Source organism: Nostoc foliaceum FACHB-393 (genome assembly GCF_014698505.1).
GTDB lineage: Bacteria > Cyanobacteriota > Cyanobacteriia > Cyanobacteriales > Nostocaceae > Nostoc > Nostoc foliaceum_A.
The window spans coordinates 107,278-124,326 of the sequence record NZ_JACJTD010000021.1 but is presented as its reverse complement, the minus strand read 5'-3'; the positions used below and the strand labels follow the sequence as shown (position 1 = coordinate 124,326).

Annotated in this window: 13 protein-coding genes; 10 read left to right on the top strand and 3 right to left on the bottom strand. The window is 43.3% G+C overall.

All coding sequences use genetic code 11. The annotated features are described in order from the left end of the window. Positions 1–7: 7 nt before the first annotated feature. The 5 genes from H6G92_RS18630 (at position 8) to H6G92_RS18610 (ending at position 7,336) form a co-directional block, all read left to right on the top strand. Positions 8–427 carry a response regulator gene (locus tag H6G92_RS18630; RefSeq protein WP_190895115.1) on the top strand — a complete coding sequence of 140 codons (420 nt, stop codon included), beginning with the start codon at positions 8–10 and terminating at the stop codon, positions 425–427. A gap of 1,142 nt (positions 428–1,569) precedes the next feature. Further along, positions 1,570–3,462 (top strand): iron uptake porin, encoded by a 1,893-nt coding sequence (locus tag H6G92_RS18625; protein WP_190895114.1) that lies wholly within the window; start codon positions 1,570–1,572, stop codon positions 3,460–3,462. Between the two features lie 138 nt (positions 3,463–3,600). After that, positions 3,601–4,812, top strand: coding sequence for a hypothetical protein (locus tag H6G92_RS18620; RefSeq protein ID WP_190895113.1), 1,212 nt, complete (start codon positions 3,601–3,603; stop codon positions 4,810–4,812). A gap of 465 nt (positions 4,813–5,277) precedes the next feature. After that, positions 5,278–5,934, top strand: coding sequence for a DUF1361 domain-containing protein (locus H6G92_RS18615; protein ID WP_190895112.1), 657 nt, complete (start codon positions 5,278–5,280; stop codon positions 5,932–5,934). 229 nt (positions 5,935–6,163) lie between these two features. Then, positions 6,164–7,336, top strand: coding sequence for a baeRF3 domain-containing protein (locus tag H6G92_RS18610; RefSeq protein ID WP_190895111.1), 1,173 nt, complete (start codon positions 6,164–6,166; stop codon positions 7,334–7,336). A 418-nt stretch (positions 7,337–7,754) separates the two neighbouring features. Here H6G92_RS18610 and H6G92_RS18605 read toward each other — a convergent pair whose 3' ends face one another. Both H6G92_RS18605 and H6G92_RS18600 read right to left on the bottom strand, forming a co-directional pair. Next, the gene (locus H6G92_RS18605; protein WP_190895110.1) at positions 7,755–9,035 is read right to left on the bottom strand and encodes a vWA domain-containing protein; all 1,281 of its coding nucleotides are present in this window, start codon (positions 9,033–9,035) and stop codon (positions 7,755–7,757) included. Next, positions 9,032–10,288 carry a vWA domain-containing protein gene (locus H6G92_RS18600; protein ID WP_190895109.1) on the bottom strand — a complete coding sequence of 419 codons (1,257 nt, stop codon included), beginning with the start codon at positions 10,286–10,288 and terminating at the stop codon, positions 9,032–9,034. Before H6G92_RS18600 ends, H6G92_RS18605 begins: the two co-directional genes overlap by 4 nt. 238 nt (positions 10,289–10,526) lie before the next feature. On the opposite strand from H6G92_RS18600, the gene H6G92_RS18595 reads away from it, so the two are divergent. From H6G92_RS18595 to H6G92_RS18585, 3 genes are all read left to right on the top strand, one after another. Further along, positions 10,527–11,189, top strand: coding sequence for an ATP-dependent Clp protease proteolytic subunit (locus tag H6G92_RS18595; protein ID WP_190895108.1), 663 nt, complete (start codon positions 10,527–10,529; stop codon positions 11,187–11,189). Between the two features lie 118 nt (positions 11,190–11,307). Continuing rightward, positions 11,308–11,919 (top strand): ATP-dependent Clp protease proteolytic subunit, encoded by a 612-nt coding sequence (locus tag H6G92_RS18590; RefSeq protein WP_190895107.1) that lies wholly within the window; start codon positions 11,308–11,310, stop codon positions 11,917–11,919. Between the two features lie 242 nt (positions 11,920–12,161). Next, positions 12,162–12,788: a J domain-containing protein gene (locus tag H6G92_RS18585; protein ID WP_190895106.1), complete on the top strand. Its 627-nt coding sequence runs from the start codon at positions 12,162–12,164 to the stop codon at positions 12,786–12,788. Between the two features lie 170 nt (positions 12,789–12,958). On the opposite strand, the gene H6G92_RS18580 is transcribed toward H6G92_RS18585, so the two are convergent. After that, positions 12,959–14,158: an aminotransferase-like domain-containing protein gene (locus H6G92_RS18580; protein WP_190895105.1), complete on the bottom strand. Its 1,200-nt coding sequence runs from the start codon at positions 14,156–14,158 to the stop codon at positions 12,959–12,961. A 207-nt stretch (positions 14,159–14,365) separates the two neighbouring features. Between H6G92_RS18580 and H6G92_RS18575 the strand changes: the two genes are divergently transcribed. Beyond that, positions 14,366–14,731 carry a hypothetical protein gene (locus H6G92_RS18575; protein ID WP_390625453.1) on the top strand — a complete coding sequence of 122 codons (366 nt, stop codon included), beginning with the start codon at positions 14,366–14,368 and terminating at the stop codon, positions 14,729–14,731. 158 nt (positions 14,732–14,889) lie between these two features. Beyond that, complete coding sequence (locus H6G92_RS18570; RefSeq protein WP_190895104.1) at positions 14,890–16,866, top strand: serine/threonine phosphatase; 1,977 nt, start codon at positions 14,890–14,892, stop codon at positions 16,864–16,866. Positions 16,867–17,049: the final 183 nt, after the last annotated feature.

The following is a 17,049-nucleotide window of genomic DNA, read 5'->3' as shown; positions in this document are numbered from 1 at the left end:
AAATGAAATGAACATGCTACAGGAGGTAAATATAAGCGGCAAAATGATATTGCTCATTGATGATGAACTGAATGTACGTGAGATAGTAAAATTTTGCCTCCAAGATTTAGCTGGTTGGGATGTGGTGACAGCAGATTCTCCATTAGAAGGATTGCAGAATGCAGTACGCCACAGTCCTGATGCGATTGTATTAGATATCTCAATCCGTGACATCGCGAGTTTTGAGTTTATGAATAAACTAAGAAATAATCCAGAAACTCAAGCTATTCCTGTAGTGCTGCTCAGTGCTAAAGCGCGATGGCTGGATTCGCAAATTTTGCGACAGTATCAAGTCGCAGGTGTAATCCCCAAACCCTTTAATCCAGTTACCCTCCCTGCTCAAGTTGCTCAACTGCTGGGTTGGGATTTTACCTCATTAATGGATTAAACAATAAGTTTACCAAGATATCCGAGCCGAGACAGCCCCTGCTTTTAAGCATAGAGGTAAGGGCGCTGACAAATTTATTCGCAGTCCAAATATCTGAAATTATTTAATAAATTCTTAATTTTATAGATTGTCTCAGGAAGACCGTAATCGCTAATCAAGTGCTTGCTGATATTTTTTAAAATTTGTTAACTACTTTCATTTCTTTATTAGTTTTTTATTTTCTGTTTATAAATTCAAGTTGTTGGTAGTGAAGCCAAGAGCCAACTATCTACTTGTGTTTAACTTTTTTAAAAAATATCAATTTTATGACAAATTGTCCCTGCTGTTCCAACCAAATGCTTCGTCACATTCGCTTACAACAAACCTACTGGTTCTGCCGCCACTGCTGGCAAGAGATGCCTAACCTGAATTCAGAAAAAAACAGCAATATTTTAAATTTGACTATAAAAAGCACATCATCAGTTAAAAAGCCAATTTCAGTAAACCACAAACTTTTGCAAACGAACGTAAAAACCGTAAAAACAGGGATTTCAGCCATAGTGAATCAGGAAGCAAGCACCATTGCTAATAGAGCGATTGCTTTCAGGTCAGTTAGCTAGAGATATCGCCTGAAATGCTAACTAATAGGTTGAAAAGTGATACCAATTCTATGTGAGGCTGCATAGAATAGTCCCTTTATCTAGCAAGCATTTCAGGCAGAACATTCTCTGCATCTTTATACAAAATTGTTTAGGACTTACGTATTGAAAAGCTGAAACCTCGATCCCCCCTAATTTAAACAAGGAGGGGATCTTTAAGATCCAATTTTTTAAATTAGGGGAGATATCTTCTGCATAAGTCCTGTTGGTATCAGCTTTTTCTACTTACAAAAATTTTTGGACAACCCATACATTCCATTCCAATCTCTCTGCAAGGAACAGCGGAACTTTGCCTAAGCACTGCATGAAGGATAATCGCCCCATCTCTCCACTGTTCAATAGCTTTAAAAGTTGTAGTGCTTATTTTGTATAGCTTGTAGCTTTTTTTAGTGCCATTAGGATCATAGCCATAGTAACTTTTATCACTTTTTTTTCAAAAAATTTCCTGATATACACCAACTTTGTCTGTCAAAAGAAATATTGGTGCAAGTCAAATGGAATACCATGAGTGATATTAGTCTACTGATGGCGGGTGTGCTAGCAACAGCGCCAATCTCTGCGCTTAATTTACCAGAACAGCCCGTAATTCTGCCAGATAATCCGGTGCAGGAGTCAACACAGGAAAATTTATCTCAAGTTGTATCAGCTGCTGAAATTACACCGCCTGAATTTGTGCAGCCAGATATAATCACATCATCAGCTATAAACAATAAGTACGAAAATATACTTAAAAAAAGCAGAGAAAAAATTCAATTTATAAATTCTCCTAACTTACCTGAATTAAAAGATACTCAACCTGTAACAGAAGTTGCCCAGAACCAGGAAAATACAGAAGAATTCTCTTTATCTCCTCAGTCTCCAGACTCAGACAACCCAATGTCTCAAGTCACCTCAGTATCGCAACTTAAAGATGTGCAACCCTCCGACTGGGCTTTTGGTGCTTTGCAGTCTTTGATAGAACGCTATGGCTGCATTGCTGGATACCCTGATGGGACTTATCTGGGGAATAGTAGTATCAGCCGTTATGAATTTGCGGCTGGTTTAGACGCTTGTTTAGAGAAGATTAACGAAGCGATGCCTGCGGCGGACTACGCCTACGCTAATAATAAAATTAATAGTGTTAATAATGAAGATTTAATCCTACTGCAAAGGTTGCAGGGTGAATTCAAAGCAGAGTTGCAGCAATTACAGCAGCGTGTCGAGGCTGTGGAAAACCGGACTAGTGAATTACAAGGTAATCGGTTTTCCACAACTACCAGATTATTTGGTCAAGCCATTTTTAGCGTTCAGGGAACCAATAGCCCCGATGTAGATTTGTTTCCTAGAGATGGAGTACCTGAACGCCAGGGAAAAACCAATCTAACTTTCACAAGTAGCGCCCAACTAACCTTAGCAACTTCATTTACAGGGCGAGATTTGCTGTTAACAGGTCTATCTGCGGGTAATTTGGGTTCTACTGCATCGTTGCTATCTACCAATATGGGGCGGTTGGGTTTCGAGTCAAATACAGACAACAATCTAGTTATTAGTGACTTATCTTATCGATTTCTGGCCTCGGATAACTTGGGAATTGTCGTAGGTACGGCGGGAGTCAACCCCATCAACACCTTTCGCGGAATTAGTCCTTTAGAAGGTTCTAGCGACGGCGCGATTTCTCTATTTGGCCAGCGTAACCCAATTTTAAGTATTGGCAACGGCACAGGCGGTATAGGCTTTGACTGGCAGATTAGCGATCGCATCAGTTTACAAGGCGTTTATAGTGCAGAAATCCCCAGCTTTCCTGGCAATATCAACCAAGGCGGACTATTTGGCGGTAGATTTACTGCTGGCGCACAGTTAAGTTTAGCACCCACCAATAACGTCGATATCGGCGTACATTATCTTTATTCCCACTCCCCAGATGGTTTGCTGGGAAGTGGTGTCGGCGATTCTCAACTGATTTCGCCTTTTGCAGATCCTACAGCTTTCGATACCCAAGCCATTGGCGCTACCGTTGCTTGGCGAATTAACCCTAACTTGCAGTTGGGCGGTTGGGGTGGCTTTACTTCCTCTAAACCATTTAACCTTTCTGGAAGTGTGGAAACCACCAACTGGATGGTGTTCGCGGCTTTTCCCAATTTGCTGCGTCCTGGGAATTTAGGGGGCGTTCTCGTAGGACAACCGCCCAAAATTACTTCTAGCACTTTACCCGAAGGCTTCAACTTTCCCAACTTTTCTGATGAGGGGACAGCAGGCGGACGTAGTGACACATCAATTCACGTAGAAATTTTTTACCGCGCCCAGTTGAGCGACAATATTGCCTTGACACCGGGCTTATTCGTTATTTTCAATCCCGATCACAATGCTGCTAACGATGCATTAATTGTTGGGGCATTAAGAGCTACTTTCCGGTTTTAGTTTTGTACTGATGTAAATGTAATTAAAGACGCTTTTTCCATACTGTGTTATTCAGTATGAAATGCTTGCATTACCCAATGGCAGGAAGGAAAAGCCAAGCATATTTTTTTCATAGGTGATTAAAGGAGCAAATTTTTCATGAAATTACATTCATCAACTAAGTTGGGTTGTGCAGTTGTTGGCAGCAGTAGTTTAGCCGCAATCATCATTGCTTTAGCTGGAACAAGTGCTTTCGCTCAAATCACAATTCAAAGTACTGGCACATTATCAGGCACTATCCAACTTCCCAGTATTAATCCCAATTTCAATCAAAGTACTACTCGTGTTGATACAGATGACACGGGGACTTACTCCCGGAACTTAGGAACTAAGAACAATCCTAATTACGTTCCTGTATACAAGTCAGACTATGTACAAGTAAGAACACGTAATGATGGAAGCCTACATTACTACGTTGACTTTAAAGGGATTCCGATTGTCTCCTTCAACGGGGTTCTAACTTCGCCGATTCTCTCTGACGGTGAGTTGACACCTTATAAATACCAGGGAAGATTGGCAGGAACTACATTTCAGGGAGTAGTTCAAGATGAATTTAATCTCACAAAAGCCTTATACACTGGTATTGTCACCGATCCAAACACTGGAAACCAGTATCAGGGCACGTTTGAAGTAAGTGGATATGGAGTGCGATATAGCGATCGCAATGGTGGTGCAACTCCCACAGTCTTTGATTTCAAATCCGATCTTCCAGGTTCGCCAAAGGTAACATCTTTGGAAATGACTAACTCTCCCTTGGCGAGGATAACAATTAAAGTACCTGCAACTGCAACTCTCATCACTCCCACGCCAGTCGTTGATGGCGGTAGCACACCCACTCCCACACCAATAGTTGATAGCGGTAGCACACCCACTCCTGCACCAATAGTTGGTGGTGGTAGCACACCCACTCTCACAACGATAGTTGATGGCGGTAGCACATTGACTGTTACGCCAATAGTTGATGGTGGTAACACATTCACTGTTGCGCCAATAGTTGATGGCGGTAACACATTCACTGTTGCGCCAATAGTTGATGGTGGTAACACACTGACTGTTGCACCAATAGTTGATGGTGGTAGTGCGATCGGTTCCTCGACACCTACAACGTACACATCTGGGTCTAATCCATCACTTTCTACTACACCTAATATGGAGTTGAGTAACGGTAATTCCCTGGAGATCAATCAAGTAGTTGTCAACCCTGCAACCCTTCCTCAGGCTGCTTGTTCACAGGATTCTGCCAATAGCTGCACAATACCTGCTTCACCCAAACAAGCGATCGGCCCCCGTAGTCGAGTGCTAGTACGTTAGTTATTTAATATCGTTACTTCTCAAGGGATTGCACGATTATTTTAGGCATCTTGGCAAAAGTTATAGGGTGCTTCTGGAACTCTAGCAGGGCAGAATTAAATCTATATAATAGCCAGGACAGGGGAAACATTCCAATAAAAAAGTCCACAGGAAGTTTTTTAGCGGCATTTTTGCCGCTCAGACTTTCTTTCTATGGTAGATTTTACCCTGATGATTTTCTGGCTATACTAGTGATTTCAGCTGATTGATTGATAAATTTCATCCCCCAGTATGAAAGACATAAAAACTCTAAATATCAGACATATATCAGTGTGCATTTCTTTTGAAGCCACACAAAAGCCTTGTCTAGTCTGGGAGTAAAAAATTTCTTTGGGGGTACAAAAATTTTATCAGTCAATCACTGAGGTTAACACTAACACTACAGAGTGAATCTAGATCAATCAAACGTCTTCTGAGTTAGCACCTATGAAAGAAGAATTGATAGCCAGAGTTGTGCAGGTCTTGCGAATTAATATGAGTTGGATGACTTGGAATTTATTTCTGGCTTTTATACCTTTAGCTTTGAGTGTGTGGCTATTTCGCTTTAGGCGTGGTGGCTCTTGGCTTTGGTGGCTAGGATTCTTAGTTTTCTATGCTTTCTTACCAAATGCACCATATTTGTTGACTGATGTAATTCACCTAATAGATGATATCCGCACGATTCAATCGGTGTGGATGATTACTTTGATACTCATTCCTGTGTATTTGTTAGTAATTCTCGGTGGATTTGAAGCTTATGTAATATCGTTAATTAATTGGGGTTACTACTTACATCGCATAGGCAAGAGCGAATGGATTTGGCGGGTTGAGTTGATTACACATTTTCTTTGCGCTATTGGTATTTATTGGGGACGATTTTTGCGTTTCAACAGTTGGGATTTGATTACTCAACCTGATGCTTTACTTACCAAAGGGGTAGAAGAAATTCTTGGGAAACAGCCCCTGGTGATTATTGCTATCACCTTTGTGGTACTTGCAGGTTTGTACTGGATTATGAAACGAGTAACTTTAGGTCTTAGCCAACCAAATAGTAGAATAGGGATAAATTCAGGACGCGCTAACTCTAACACACCAAACATTTGACGAACGTGACGATTTTGGCTTTTAAATTTGAGGTTTTAATTAGTAATTCCTCTGATTAATATTGCCTGTCAAAAGAAAGATGTAACTAAACCCTCCTTGAGATGAAATAGATTCAGAAGCAAACGGTTGAACTTCAACCGCCACTATCTGAAACTAACGCCCTATCAGATCATTGAATCTCGATGGTCTGGTCTAATTTATCTGGTCACGTTGATAGGAGGGATATAAGATGCAATTAATCTCTAGAGAGGAAATAAAGATATTAATAGAACAGCCAAAAGGAAATTGTGTTTCAATTTATATGCCAACGCACCCAGCTGGGCCAGAAGTGCGACAAGACCCGATTCGCTTTAAAAATTTGGTCAAGGAAGCGGAGACTCGTTTAATCGATGCGGGTTTGGAACAGAAAGAAGCGATCGCATTGTTGGAAAAATCCCATGAAATTGATACCCAAGAGTTTTGGGAGCAAATGGGAGAGCAAGGGCTAGCGATTTTTATTTCTGAAAATATTTTTCGTTATTACACCCTGCCAATTGAGTTTCAAGAGTTGGTCGTGGTTACAGACCGATTTCATGTCAAGCCACTGCTGCCAATTTTAAATGGCAATGGTCGTTTCTATATGCTGGCTTTGAGCCAAAAAGATGTCAGGTTTTTTGAAGGAACACGCTACACCGTCAATGAGGTGGAAGTAGAAAATCTTCCTAAAAGTCTAGATGAAGCTTTGCAAAAAGACGAGACTGCTAAAGAAGGTCAGTTCCGACTTGCAACATCAAAAGGAGGAACTGCCAATCCTTTTTCGCAACCAGGCACGTTTCACGGACAGGGAAGCCCTGACAGGGATAAACACCAAGAAGACATTTTACAATTCTTTCAAATTGTTGATCGCACATTACACGAGAAACTGCGAGAGCAAAAAGCGCCTTTGGTGCTGGCTGGGGTAGAGTATCTCTTGCCTTTATATAGACAGGCGAATACTTACCAGCATTTAATGGATGAAGCTATCACGGGTAATCCAGAAATTCTCAGCGCCCAAGAGTTACATGACGAAGCTTGGCCGATTGTCGAGGCTGATTTTCAGAAGTCGCAGCAAGAGGTTTTAGAGCAATTTCACGAATTGTTTGGTGGTGATACTGGTAAGGCATCTAACGATCTCAAAGAAATTGTCTCAGCGGCTTATTACCAACGAGTGGATTCATTACTAGTTGCAGTTGGTCAGCAACAGTGGGGTTTATTCGATCCAACCTCAGAAACGGTTTATTTGCACCCAGAAAAAGAAGCTGGTGATGAGGATTTGTTGGATTTTGTTGCTGCTCATACTTTATTAAATGGTGGCACGGTTTACGCCGTTCCATTTGAACAGATTCCATATAGTACAGCCGTTGCGGCGATTTACCGATATTAACAATTTTGGTTTTGCACGCGATCGCTACCCCACCCTATGAGTATATTGAGGTGGGGTCTTTTATCGTTAAAAATTGACACTCCTGAAAGCTTCAGCATGGCGGTTTATTGTATTGCTGAAGCCTTGCTTCATTGCCGCCATTTGTAACGCGGAACCCATTGAAGGACTTCTTTTGCAAGTTGGGTGTTAATCAAAGCTTTAAAAAATACTTAAAATATCAGTAGAAAAGATTAGGGCTAAAATAAAAGCTAATGCTGGGAAAGAAAAGCTTATCCTTTTCAGGACTTACGCATAAGCAACGAAAAATAGAACCACAGAGGAGGCAGAGGCAGAGAACACCGAGGAATAAGAGTTTGAGAGGTTTTTTGTGTAAGTCGTAGTTTTCATAAAAGTTAAGAGTTAAGAGTTATTTAGAAGCTTATTCTTGTAAAGTCGTTTTTGATACAATCCTAGTTTTCTTGAGGTCTGCTTCCGAAAGTTCTTCCCCAGCTTGCAGGCGAGTGGCGGAAGTTTGCAACACTGTGGCTGCACCTTTATCTCCTATTTGTAAAGCGGTTTTAGCTGCTGTTTGTAACATCGTGGCTGCACCAGTGCGATCGCCTTGTTGCAATTTCGCCTCGGCTAACTGGGTTTGGCGATACTTTGCTAATGCCAAAATAGACTGCTGTACCTGGGGATTAGAATCTGGTTGATACGCCCGCACTACATCTGCATACACCGGCATCAAGGGCGAAAGTAAACCTTCTTCGTTAACCAACGGGTCATCATAACGAATTTGCAGATTAGCGATCGCTTGTTTCCCCTCTGGCAATTGTCCCAGATAAATGTTCGCCAAAACTACCCTTTCTACATCCTGCATCAAATCTCCCAAACGCACAGCAAAGCTACCATCAGCTTCGGATTCGACTGGTAACTCGATTGTGTCTGGGGCAACTTGGGCAATGGGTTTAAGTTCTGCTAATCGCACATTGGGCACTAGAGATAACAGCAAGTAGGCATTAGTTAGCCCAATCGACTGAATCCGGCCAAACAGTCGGCTAAATTGCTCCACAGCTTGTTCAGGGCGTTCAATATGGGCTAAAGTCCCACCACCGACATCGGCAATTTTTTCCAGCAAATCCTGATTCCAGCTATTACCAAATCCGAAAGTGTTGATAGTTAGGTTCAGCTTGGCAGCCTTTTGCGCCAGTTTCAGACAGCGCTTGTTGTCATCTCGCCCAATATCCCACTTCCAAATTCGCAAAGCGCTTTCACCATGCCCATCCGTCAGCAGAAACGCCTGAGAAACAGCACCTCTTGTCCCCTTCATCAGTTCTGTAATTCCCAGTTCCAAACCATCAGCGATCGCAGTGCCACCGCTAGCAGTCAGTTTGCTTTTTATTTGAGATTTGATGCTTTCGGGGTCTAGGATGACTTGGTTGGGGATAATGACTTCCGCAGTACCGGAAAAAGCCACAACTGAGATGCGATCGCCTACTTTTAACCGATCAATTAATCCTTCCACTGCCTGGATCACCGTTTTAATTGGTTGTCCATGCATGGAACCACTTCTATCCAGAATCAAGCAGAGATTAAGGGGCAGATTTGGGTCAGACTCACCAGCGATGGCAAAAATCGTCATTGCTAGTTGACGTTGGCTACTTGTTTGAGCCACATCAACATTATTGTCATTTAACGCCGATAGCAATTTAACTTTCATTGAGGAGGAGTATCTTGCAAAACTGTTTTGGAGACAATTCTGGTTTTCTTGCGATCGCTTTCAGATAAATCTCCACCAGATTGTAGCTGGGTGGCAGAAGTTTGCAACACCGTCGCTGCACCAGTGTCTCCCATTTGCAAGGCAGTTTTAGCAGCCGTTTGTAGCATTGTCGCTGCACCACTGCGATCGCCCTGCTGTAATTTCGTTTCGGCTAGCTGGGTTTGGCGATACTTAGCTAATGCCAAAATAGACTGTTGCACCTGCGGATTTGGGTCTGCTTGGTAATTTTTCACTACATGGGCATAAACTGGGACATTTGGTGTAACTAAACCTACCTTGTTGGCGGCTGGGTCATCGTAGCGGACTTGCACATTAGCGATCGCTTGTTCACCTGTTGGCAATTGTCCCAAATAAATATTAGCTAAGATTACCCGTTCTGCATCTTTCATTAAATCTCCCAACCGCACAGCGAAACGTCCATCAGCTTCTTGTTGCAGTGGTAACTCAATTGTGTCTGGAGAAACTTGGGCAACGGGTTTAAGTTCTGCTAATCTGACATGGGGCATCAGGGACAATAACAGATAAGCATTAGTCAATCCCACTGTTTGAATGCGGCTAAACAGGCGATTAAACTCATCCACTGCCTGTTCGGGTTTTTGAATATAAGATAAAGTACCTAAGCCAGCATCAGCAATTTTTTCTAAAATATCTTGGTTCCAATTGTCACCAAATCCCAAAGTATTCAAAGTCAAATTATAGCTAGCAGCCAATTGGGCGAATTTTAAACAGCGATTGTTATCACCGTGTTCATTTTCCCCGTCAGTTAATAGGAAGGCTTGGGAAACAGTATCTTTTTTGCCCTTTGCCAACTCTTCAATCCCCAATCGCAATCCTTCATCAATCGCAGTTCCACCATCGGCGGCTAGGCGATTAATTTGCTGTTTGATTTTTTCTGGATCTTCGACACTTTGATTGGGTACTAAGACTTTGGCACGGTGATCGAAAACTACCACACTGAGGCGATCGCCAGGATTAAGTCTATCCACCAGACGATTCGCTGCTTTTTTGACCGTTTCTAGCGATCGCCCATTCATGGAACCACTATGATCGAGAATTAAACATAAATTCAGTGGCACATGGCGATCTTGAGTCTCTGCGATCGCCGAAATCGAAATTCCCAACTGACGTTGACTATTCAGTTGATTCGCGTCCAAATTACCATCATTCAAGGCAGGCTGCAAGCTAACCTTCATAACTCAAAGTCCTTATTCAGGATATACATATTAATAAATAACTTCAAAGCACCACTTTAGCTCTACGGAAAACCTATCCAACACAAATACATTAATATAATCAGAATATCTTAGAAGCCAAACATTGGCAGATGCGAAGCCGCCTGAAGCATTAGGGAGAAATCCGCACCTTGAGGGAAGCTTGCATCGCGCTAGGATGTATTACAGTTAACGGCATAGTTTCAGGCGATCAGTTGCTATGGACATTTCCCCAATCAAAGCTGTTCAAGCCCCATATTACGGCGATAGCTCTTACCGGACACCACCGCCAGATTTACCTTCCCTCTTATTGAAGGAGCGAATTGTCTATATTGGGATGCCACTGGTGCCTGCTGTCACGGAATTAATTGTGGCCGAATTGCTGTTTTTGCAGTCCGACGACCCCGAAAAACCCATTAAAATCTATATCAACTCCACCGGCACTTCCGGTTACAGTGGCGAACCCATTGGCTTTGAAACCGAAGCCTTCGCCATCTACGACACCATGAAATATATCAAGCCTCCTATCCATACCATCTGCGTCGGTTCCGCGATGGGTATGTCAGCCATGCTTCTCAGTGCTGGGACAAAAGGTTGCCGCGCTAGTTTGCCTCACTCCTCGATTATCCTGCATCAGCCCAAGAGCTACGCCCAAGGTCAAGCAACGGATATTCAAATTCGGGCAAGGGAAGTTTTGGTAAATAAAGGGGCCTTAGTTGATATCTTACATCAGACCACCGGGCAACCACGAGAAAAAATTACTAAAGACATGGATAGGCTGTTATATCTAACACCTTATGAAGCGAAGGAATACGGGCTAATTGACCGAGTTTTTGAGAAAGAAGAACTCGCAAATCCCCCACTTCCAGCCAGTGTCCTTTAGTGAATGCTGAGTGCTGAGTGCTGAGTAGAGACGCGATTAATCGCGTCTGTACAGGAGTTATGAGTTATTCCTAACTCTCCTACCATCCGCAAATTATTAATTAAAAACGGAGTAAATTATGCCTATAGGCGTTCCTAAAGTTCCTTACCGGATGCCCGGAGGACAATATACAGATTGGATTAGCATCTACGATCGCCTTTACCGGGAACGAATTATATTCTTGGGACGAGACATTGATGATGAAATTGCCAATCAAATAATTGCTGTAATGCTGTATCTGGACTCAGATGATCCAGGTAAAGATATTTATTTATACATCAATTCCCCAGGTGGGATGGTCACCTCTGGCATGGCTATTTTTGACACCATGCAACATATTAAATCAGATGTCGTGACTATTTGTGTAGGTTTAGCTGCCTCAATGGGGTCTTTCCTGCTGGCAGCTGGCACCAAAGGCAAACGGCTAGCATTGCCTCACTCACGGATTATGATTCACCAGCCTTCAGGTGGCACCCGTGGGCAAGCAACCGATATCGAAATTGAAGCTAGAGAGATTCTGCGGATTCGTCACCAGCTGAATGGCATTTATGCCGATAAAACTGGTCAGACCATACAAAAGATTGAAAAAGATATGGATCGTGACTTTTTCATGTCTGCCGAAGAAGCAAAACAATACGGTTTAATTGACCGTGTGATTGAAGAACGAACCTCTATAGTAGCAGGGGAGTAGGGATTAGGAGAAGTAGGGGAGCAGGGAGCAGGGGGCAGGGAGCAAGGGGGAGAATATAAAATTACCTCTTCCTCCTCTGCTCCCTGCTCCATACCCCTCTGCCTCTTCTCCACTCCCCTTCTTTAAACAAACTGTCAACATTGAACTTTAAAATAGCAAATTTGCCCTTATTATTAATAGTTCAGGCTTAAAGCTCATAGCTGATAGCCCCTAGCTGGATATTCGATAGCTCATAGCTCAAGATGGATCTTGGAGATTGCTACCGTTTATTGGGTTTAAGGTCGGGAGCTTCTTTTGCTGACATCAAATCGTCTTACCGACGATTAGCGCAGCAATATCATCCCGATATCAACCCAGATGACAACAAAGCCAAAGATAAATTTATTGCGTTGACAGAGGCGTACAAACTCCTGCTGACAGTGGTACTGCCAGACGAAACCGCTGCATATTCAAATCAAGTGCCAACATCTGGTGGGCGTGATGGCCCTAAGGCAACGCATAGGCAAAAAACACCAGTAGCAACGGCGACAAGCCAAGAACCAGGAAAACCAAAGCCGCCTAATCTGTTGGAAATAGAAGAACGGCTGAAGTGGAAGACTTATGAGCAATTGCAGCGGTTTTTGCAAGAAAGGCGATTTCCGCAAGCGATCGCCCTGGCGGAAGCTCTAGCAGATCGTTTGTCAACAGATGCAGAAGTTCGCCAATGGCTAGCGATCGCTTATCAAATTTGGGGACGGGCGCTAATCTCCGAAAATCAACTCCTCAAAGCCAGAATTTATCTCAAAAAAGCTCTGAAAACAGATCCACATAATAAAAGTCTATGGTATGAAGTCCAGCGCGATTTCCAGCGCTTAGAACAAATTTTTTAAAGATTTACAAAATTTCTTGAAAATCAAAATCTCGTTTCCCGGTCAAAGAAGGAAATGGTATTCATTGTCTTGCGCCACTGAGATGGGAGGCTCCCGCCTCCCAAAGAGCATTCCCAGTCTCAGACTGGGAACGATGTACCAATTACGAATTAGGAATTACGAATTACGAATTACCGCAATCCGTGCAACACTGCTCCTAATGTAGCGATTCCCTCAACAATCTTCTGTGTTGGCTGAAAGCTGAAAGCTAATCTGATGGCATCATCGCCCTGTCCATTGGCGTAGCAACGAGTCCCTGGCAGAAAACTGATGCCGTGTTCGCTAGCAGCCATTAGGAGTGCTTTGGCGCTGATATCTGACGGCAATTTACACCAAACGAAGAAGCCGCCATCGGGACGCAAAGCAACTATATCACTTGGAAACTCGTGAGCGATCGCCTCTAACAACAAATTACACTTATGCTTGTAGCAGGCAATTAGCTCCTGAATGTGATTCTCTAATTTGCCTGTGGCACAATAGCGGGCGACCACATGACTGACAAATGGCCCCACAGGTCCCTCACTTTTAAACATTGCCAGCCGCTCAATAATCGCTGGATCGCCACAAGCCCATCCCAACCTTATACCAGGCGCAATAATTTTCGAGAAGGTACTTACATATAATACCCACCCCTCTTGGTCTAGGGTTGCGAGGGGGGGCACAGTTTCTCCTTGGAAGCGCAAATCGCTATAAGCATCGTCTTCTACTACCAGCACGCCATACTCAGCCGCTAATGCTACCAGTTTTTGGCGGCGAAATAAGGGCATAGTAGCGCCTGTGGGATTGTGAAAGGTCGGGATGGTGTAAATAAACCGGGGTCGAATACCCTGTTTTTTCAAGTCGCTCAATGTTTCTTCTAGGGCATCTACATCCATCCCCAACTCATCCACAGGAATGGTAATTACGCGTGCGCCAGCGTGGACAAATCTAACAACTACTCCCAGGAAGGTTGGACCTTCTACAATTACCACATCACCAGCTTCGATAAACACATCTGGTAGCAAGCCCAAAATCTGACCAGAACCGTAGCCAATGATCAGGCGATCGCGATCTGTAGCGATTCCTTTAGCCTGCAAGCGGAGGATAATTTGCTCATAAAGTTGATCTGAAGGTGGGCCGTAATTGAGGGCGATCGGAGCCTCTTCTGCCAGCACGGCAGCGCTTGCAGCCGCCAAGTCAGCATGAGGAAAGAGAATTGGGTCAGCTAGACCGTAGGCAAAACTGACAGTGGCGATTTTGGTTAACTCTGTACCGTAGGTTGGTGGTGCGAGGTTTTTTGCTCGTTCGGCGAACAAATCAGTAATTCGGTAAGCAGGGGTTGTAGAAACCATAAGTAGTTCAAAATTGGAAGTCAGAATACAGAACACACAAGAAGGCAATTGGCAAAAAGTCAGATCGGAAACTTCCTGTGATCTCGACTTTTCAAGAGAGTGGCGGTCTTAAAATTTCGTTAATCGCCTAGAATTCATGATGGATTGTGGCTGCTGACGTATGTATTCTTTCTTATAACATCATGACAAGTATCGTGAATCTTGACTTTGCAAGCTAAAAGAGTTGATGCCGCAATTAGTGGAATCACGATTACCGCCGAACGACCTTATTTTAAAGCCGGACTAGCGATGTCTATGACGGGCTACGCCTACGCTGTCCGCGAAGACAACCAAAATATTAAAGACTTCAATAGTCTTAAAGGTACAAAAATTGCCGTACAAATTGGTTCCACTGGGGCAGATTCTGCCAAAACCATCTCCAACGCCAAAATTAGTACTTTTAATTCTGGGCTAGAATTTTTCCAAGATTTGCTCAATGGCAATTTTGATGCTGTAGTTAGCGATGCTTTCCCTACTTTTGCTCCTCATCTTCTTCATGCGCCATTTATAAGGAATTGGCTGCCAATATATTAAATATTGATCTAATATGCGTCACAATTAATACTGCCACCAAAATTCATTGATCAACTACAATCTTTTCTAGGTCTACTGTAGTCAGGGACAGCCAATTGCGGCACCTTGGATCTTAGTGGCTAGAAGCACCTTGGAACGGGAATAAAGGAACTTCCACTATGCTGATTTGCCCTCAGTGTAAATTTGAAAACCCCAATAGCAACAAATTCTGCCAAAGCTGTGGCACGTCCCTGACTCACAAGGTTTGTCCTGAATGCAGTACTGATGATGTACCTGTGAATGCACTACGTTGTCATAACTGTGGCACGGAATGTGGAACAGTGTTTTGGGCAATTATTGCTAAGGAAACGACTGGAGAAGCTTTGGGAATAGACAAAAATGAGGGAGATGAAGGAGCAATATCCTCCTCATCTCCTCTATCCCCTAGTTCTCAGATTGCATTAGGCTCCTATTTAGACTCCCAAGAGCGGTATCAATTGTTAGATCCGCTACCTGCCAAAACTGAAACTGCAATCATTACTGATGTAGGTGTGAGAGTTCTAGACTCTCAGCCGTATCAAATATCACCCATTGAGGCAGTGCTAGCAAGTCAGCAACCAGATTTGCTAACGCCATCAGTGGAAGCAAATGGAATTCCTCACCTTGCGAAGGTTTATATTGCCTTACAATCCCAAGGTCAGCGGAGGATACCGCCGATTCACGATGCATGGCAGCATGGGGATGTGGAGGTAGTCATAATTGAAGACCGCTCACATTGGCAGCCTTTACTCGACTTGTGGCAAGAAGAAACAACGAGTTCGTTAAAAATTTTACACTGGTGTTATCAAATGACCCAACTTTGGGCATTATTGGAACCAGTAAATTGTCGTCAAAGCCTTTTAGATTTGTCTAATTTGCGATTGGATGAAGACCAAACGCTAGCGCTACAAAGGTTGTATGTGGAATCATCGAATTCTGTGCCCGCCACCGAGTCACCAGAAGATGCCCAAGTTCAAACATCTGCGATTCCAGATCAACCGTTAACTATTCAAGCTTTGGGGCGGGTTTGGCAAGCGCTATTTAGGCAGTCTCAACGCACTCAATTTGGTTCTGTAGTTCAGATGTTGGGGGATTTAGATGTAGGTAAGATTCAGACGATCGCACAATTGCGATCGCGTTTGGAAGAAATCTCTGTTGAACTGGAAGCACTAGGAACCGCAACTTTGCCCCCAATAAAGGAGAAAAATACTGCTGTGCCCACTATCCCGCAATCAGATGAGCCAGAAGATATCATTAGCAAAACTGATGATATGCCAACTGTTGTGCTGGCGATGCAGTTAAGTAGCTTGGAAGATGCAGGACGCACAGATGTGGGGCGTCAACGTCATCATAACGAAGACTACTTTGGCATTGAAACCAAAATTCAAAAGCTGGAGTTCCCCAAAAGTCGAGTCTTGCAAGGGCATGGTTTGTATATTCTCTGTGATGGTATGGGTGGACACGCTGGCGGCGAGATAGCCAGTGAGTTAGCAGTCAACACCCTACGGCAATACTTTCAAGAACACTGGACTGCCAACCAGCTGCCAACAGAAGATAGCATTCGTGAGGCAGTGTATTTAGCTAATGAGGCGATTTACAAGCTTAATCAACAAGATGCCCGTTCTGGAGTGGGGCGCATGGGTACAACTCTGGTAATGCTTTTAATTCAAGATACTCAAGCAGCAGTTGCTCATGTGGGAGATAGCCGTCTCTATAGCTTGACGCGTAAGCGAGGGCTAGAACAAGTCACAGTAGATCACGAAGTTGGACAACGGGAAATTAACCGAGGAGTGGAAGCAAGCATAGCTTACGCCCGCCCAGATGCCTACCAACTTACCCAAGCCTTGGGACCTCGTGATGAAAACTCGATTAGTCCCGATGTAGGCTTTTTCGAGATCAATGAAGATACACTTCTGCTGTTGGCATCGGACGGTCTATCAGATAATGATTTACTAGAAACCCATTGGCAGACTCACTTAGAACCGTTACTTAGTTCTGGCGTTAACTTAGAACGGGGTGTTACAGAGTTAATTGATTTAGCGAACCAACACAATGGTCATGACAACATTACTGGTATACTAATTCGGGCAAAAGTACGCCCAAATCTAGAAAGTTAGAAATAAATTGGCATAGGGAATGGGGCATGAGGCATGGGTAATAAGAAGAAAGAACAATCACCAATTCCCAATACACATATCAGCGTATTAACCTCAAAACCTTATAAATTAAGGGTTAAAACCTAATTTACGGATAAGTTTAATGCCTAATGCCCAATGCTTAATGCCCAATGCCCAATCCCT

Bases quoted from the DNA above. Each gene is read 5' to 3' on its own strand.
- H6G92_RS18630 (WP_190895115.1), top strand. From the start codon at position 8: ATGAACATGCTACAGGAGGTAAATATAAGCGGCAAAATGATATTGCTC.
- H6G92_RS18625 (WP_190895114.1), top strand. From the start codon at position 1,570: ATGAGTGATATTAGTCTACTGATGGCGGGTGTGCTAGCAACAGCGCCA.
- H6G92_RS18620 (WP_190895113.1), top strand. From the start codon at position 3,601: ATGAAATTACATTCATCAACTAAGTTGGGTTGTGCAGTTGTTGGCAGC.
- H6G92_RS18615 (WP_190895112.1), top strand. From the start codon at position 5,278: ATGAAAGAAGAATTGATAGCCAGAGTTGTGCAGGTCTTGCGAATTAAT.
- H6G92_RS18610 (WP_190895111.1), top strand. From the start codon at position 6,164: ATGCAATTAATCTCTAGAGAGGAAATAAAGATATTAATAGAACAGCCA.
- H6G92_RS18605 (WP_190895110.1), bottom strand. From the start codon at position 9,035: ATGAAAGTTAAATTGCTATCGGCGTTAAATGACAATAATGTTGATGTG.
- H6G92_RS18600 (WP_190895109.1), bottom strand. From the start codon at position 10,288: ATGAAGGTTAGCTTGCAGCCTGCCTTGAATGATGGTAATTTGGACGCG.
- H6G92_RS18595 (WP_190895108.1), top strand. From the start codon at position 10,527: ATGGACATTTCCCCAATCAAAGCTGTTCAAGCCCCATATTACGGCGAT.
- H6G92_RS18590 (WP_190895107.1), top strand. From the start codon at position 11,308: ATGCCTATAGGCGTTCCTAAAGTTCCTTACCGGATGCCCGGAGGACAA.
- H6G92_RS18585 (WP_190895106.1), top strand. From the start codon at position 12,162: ATGGATCTTGGAGATTGCTACCGTTTATTGGGTTTAAGGTCGGGAGCT.
- H6G92_RS18580 (WP_190895105.1), bottom strand. From the start codon at position 14,158: ATGGTTTCTACAACCCCTGCTTACCGAATTACTGATTTGTTCGCCGAA.
- H6G92_RS18570 (WP_190895104.1), top strand. From the start codon at position 14,890: ATGCTGATTTGCCCTCAGTGTAAATTTGAAAACCCCAATAGCAACAAA.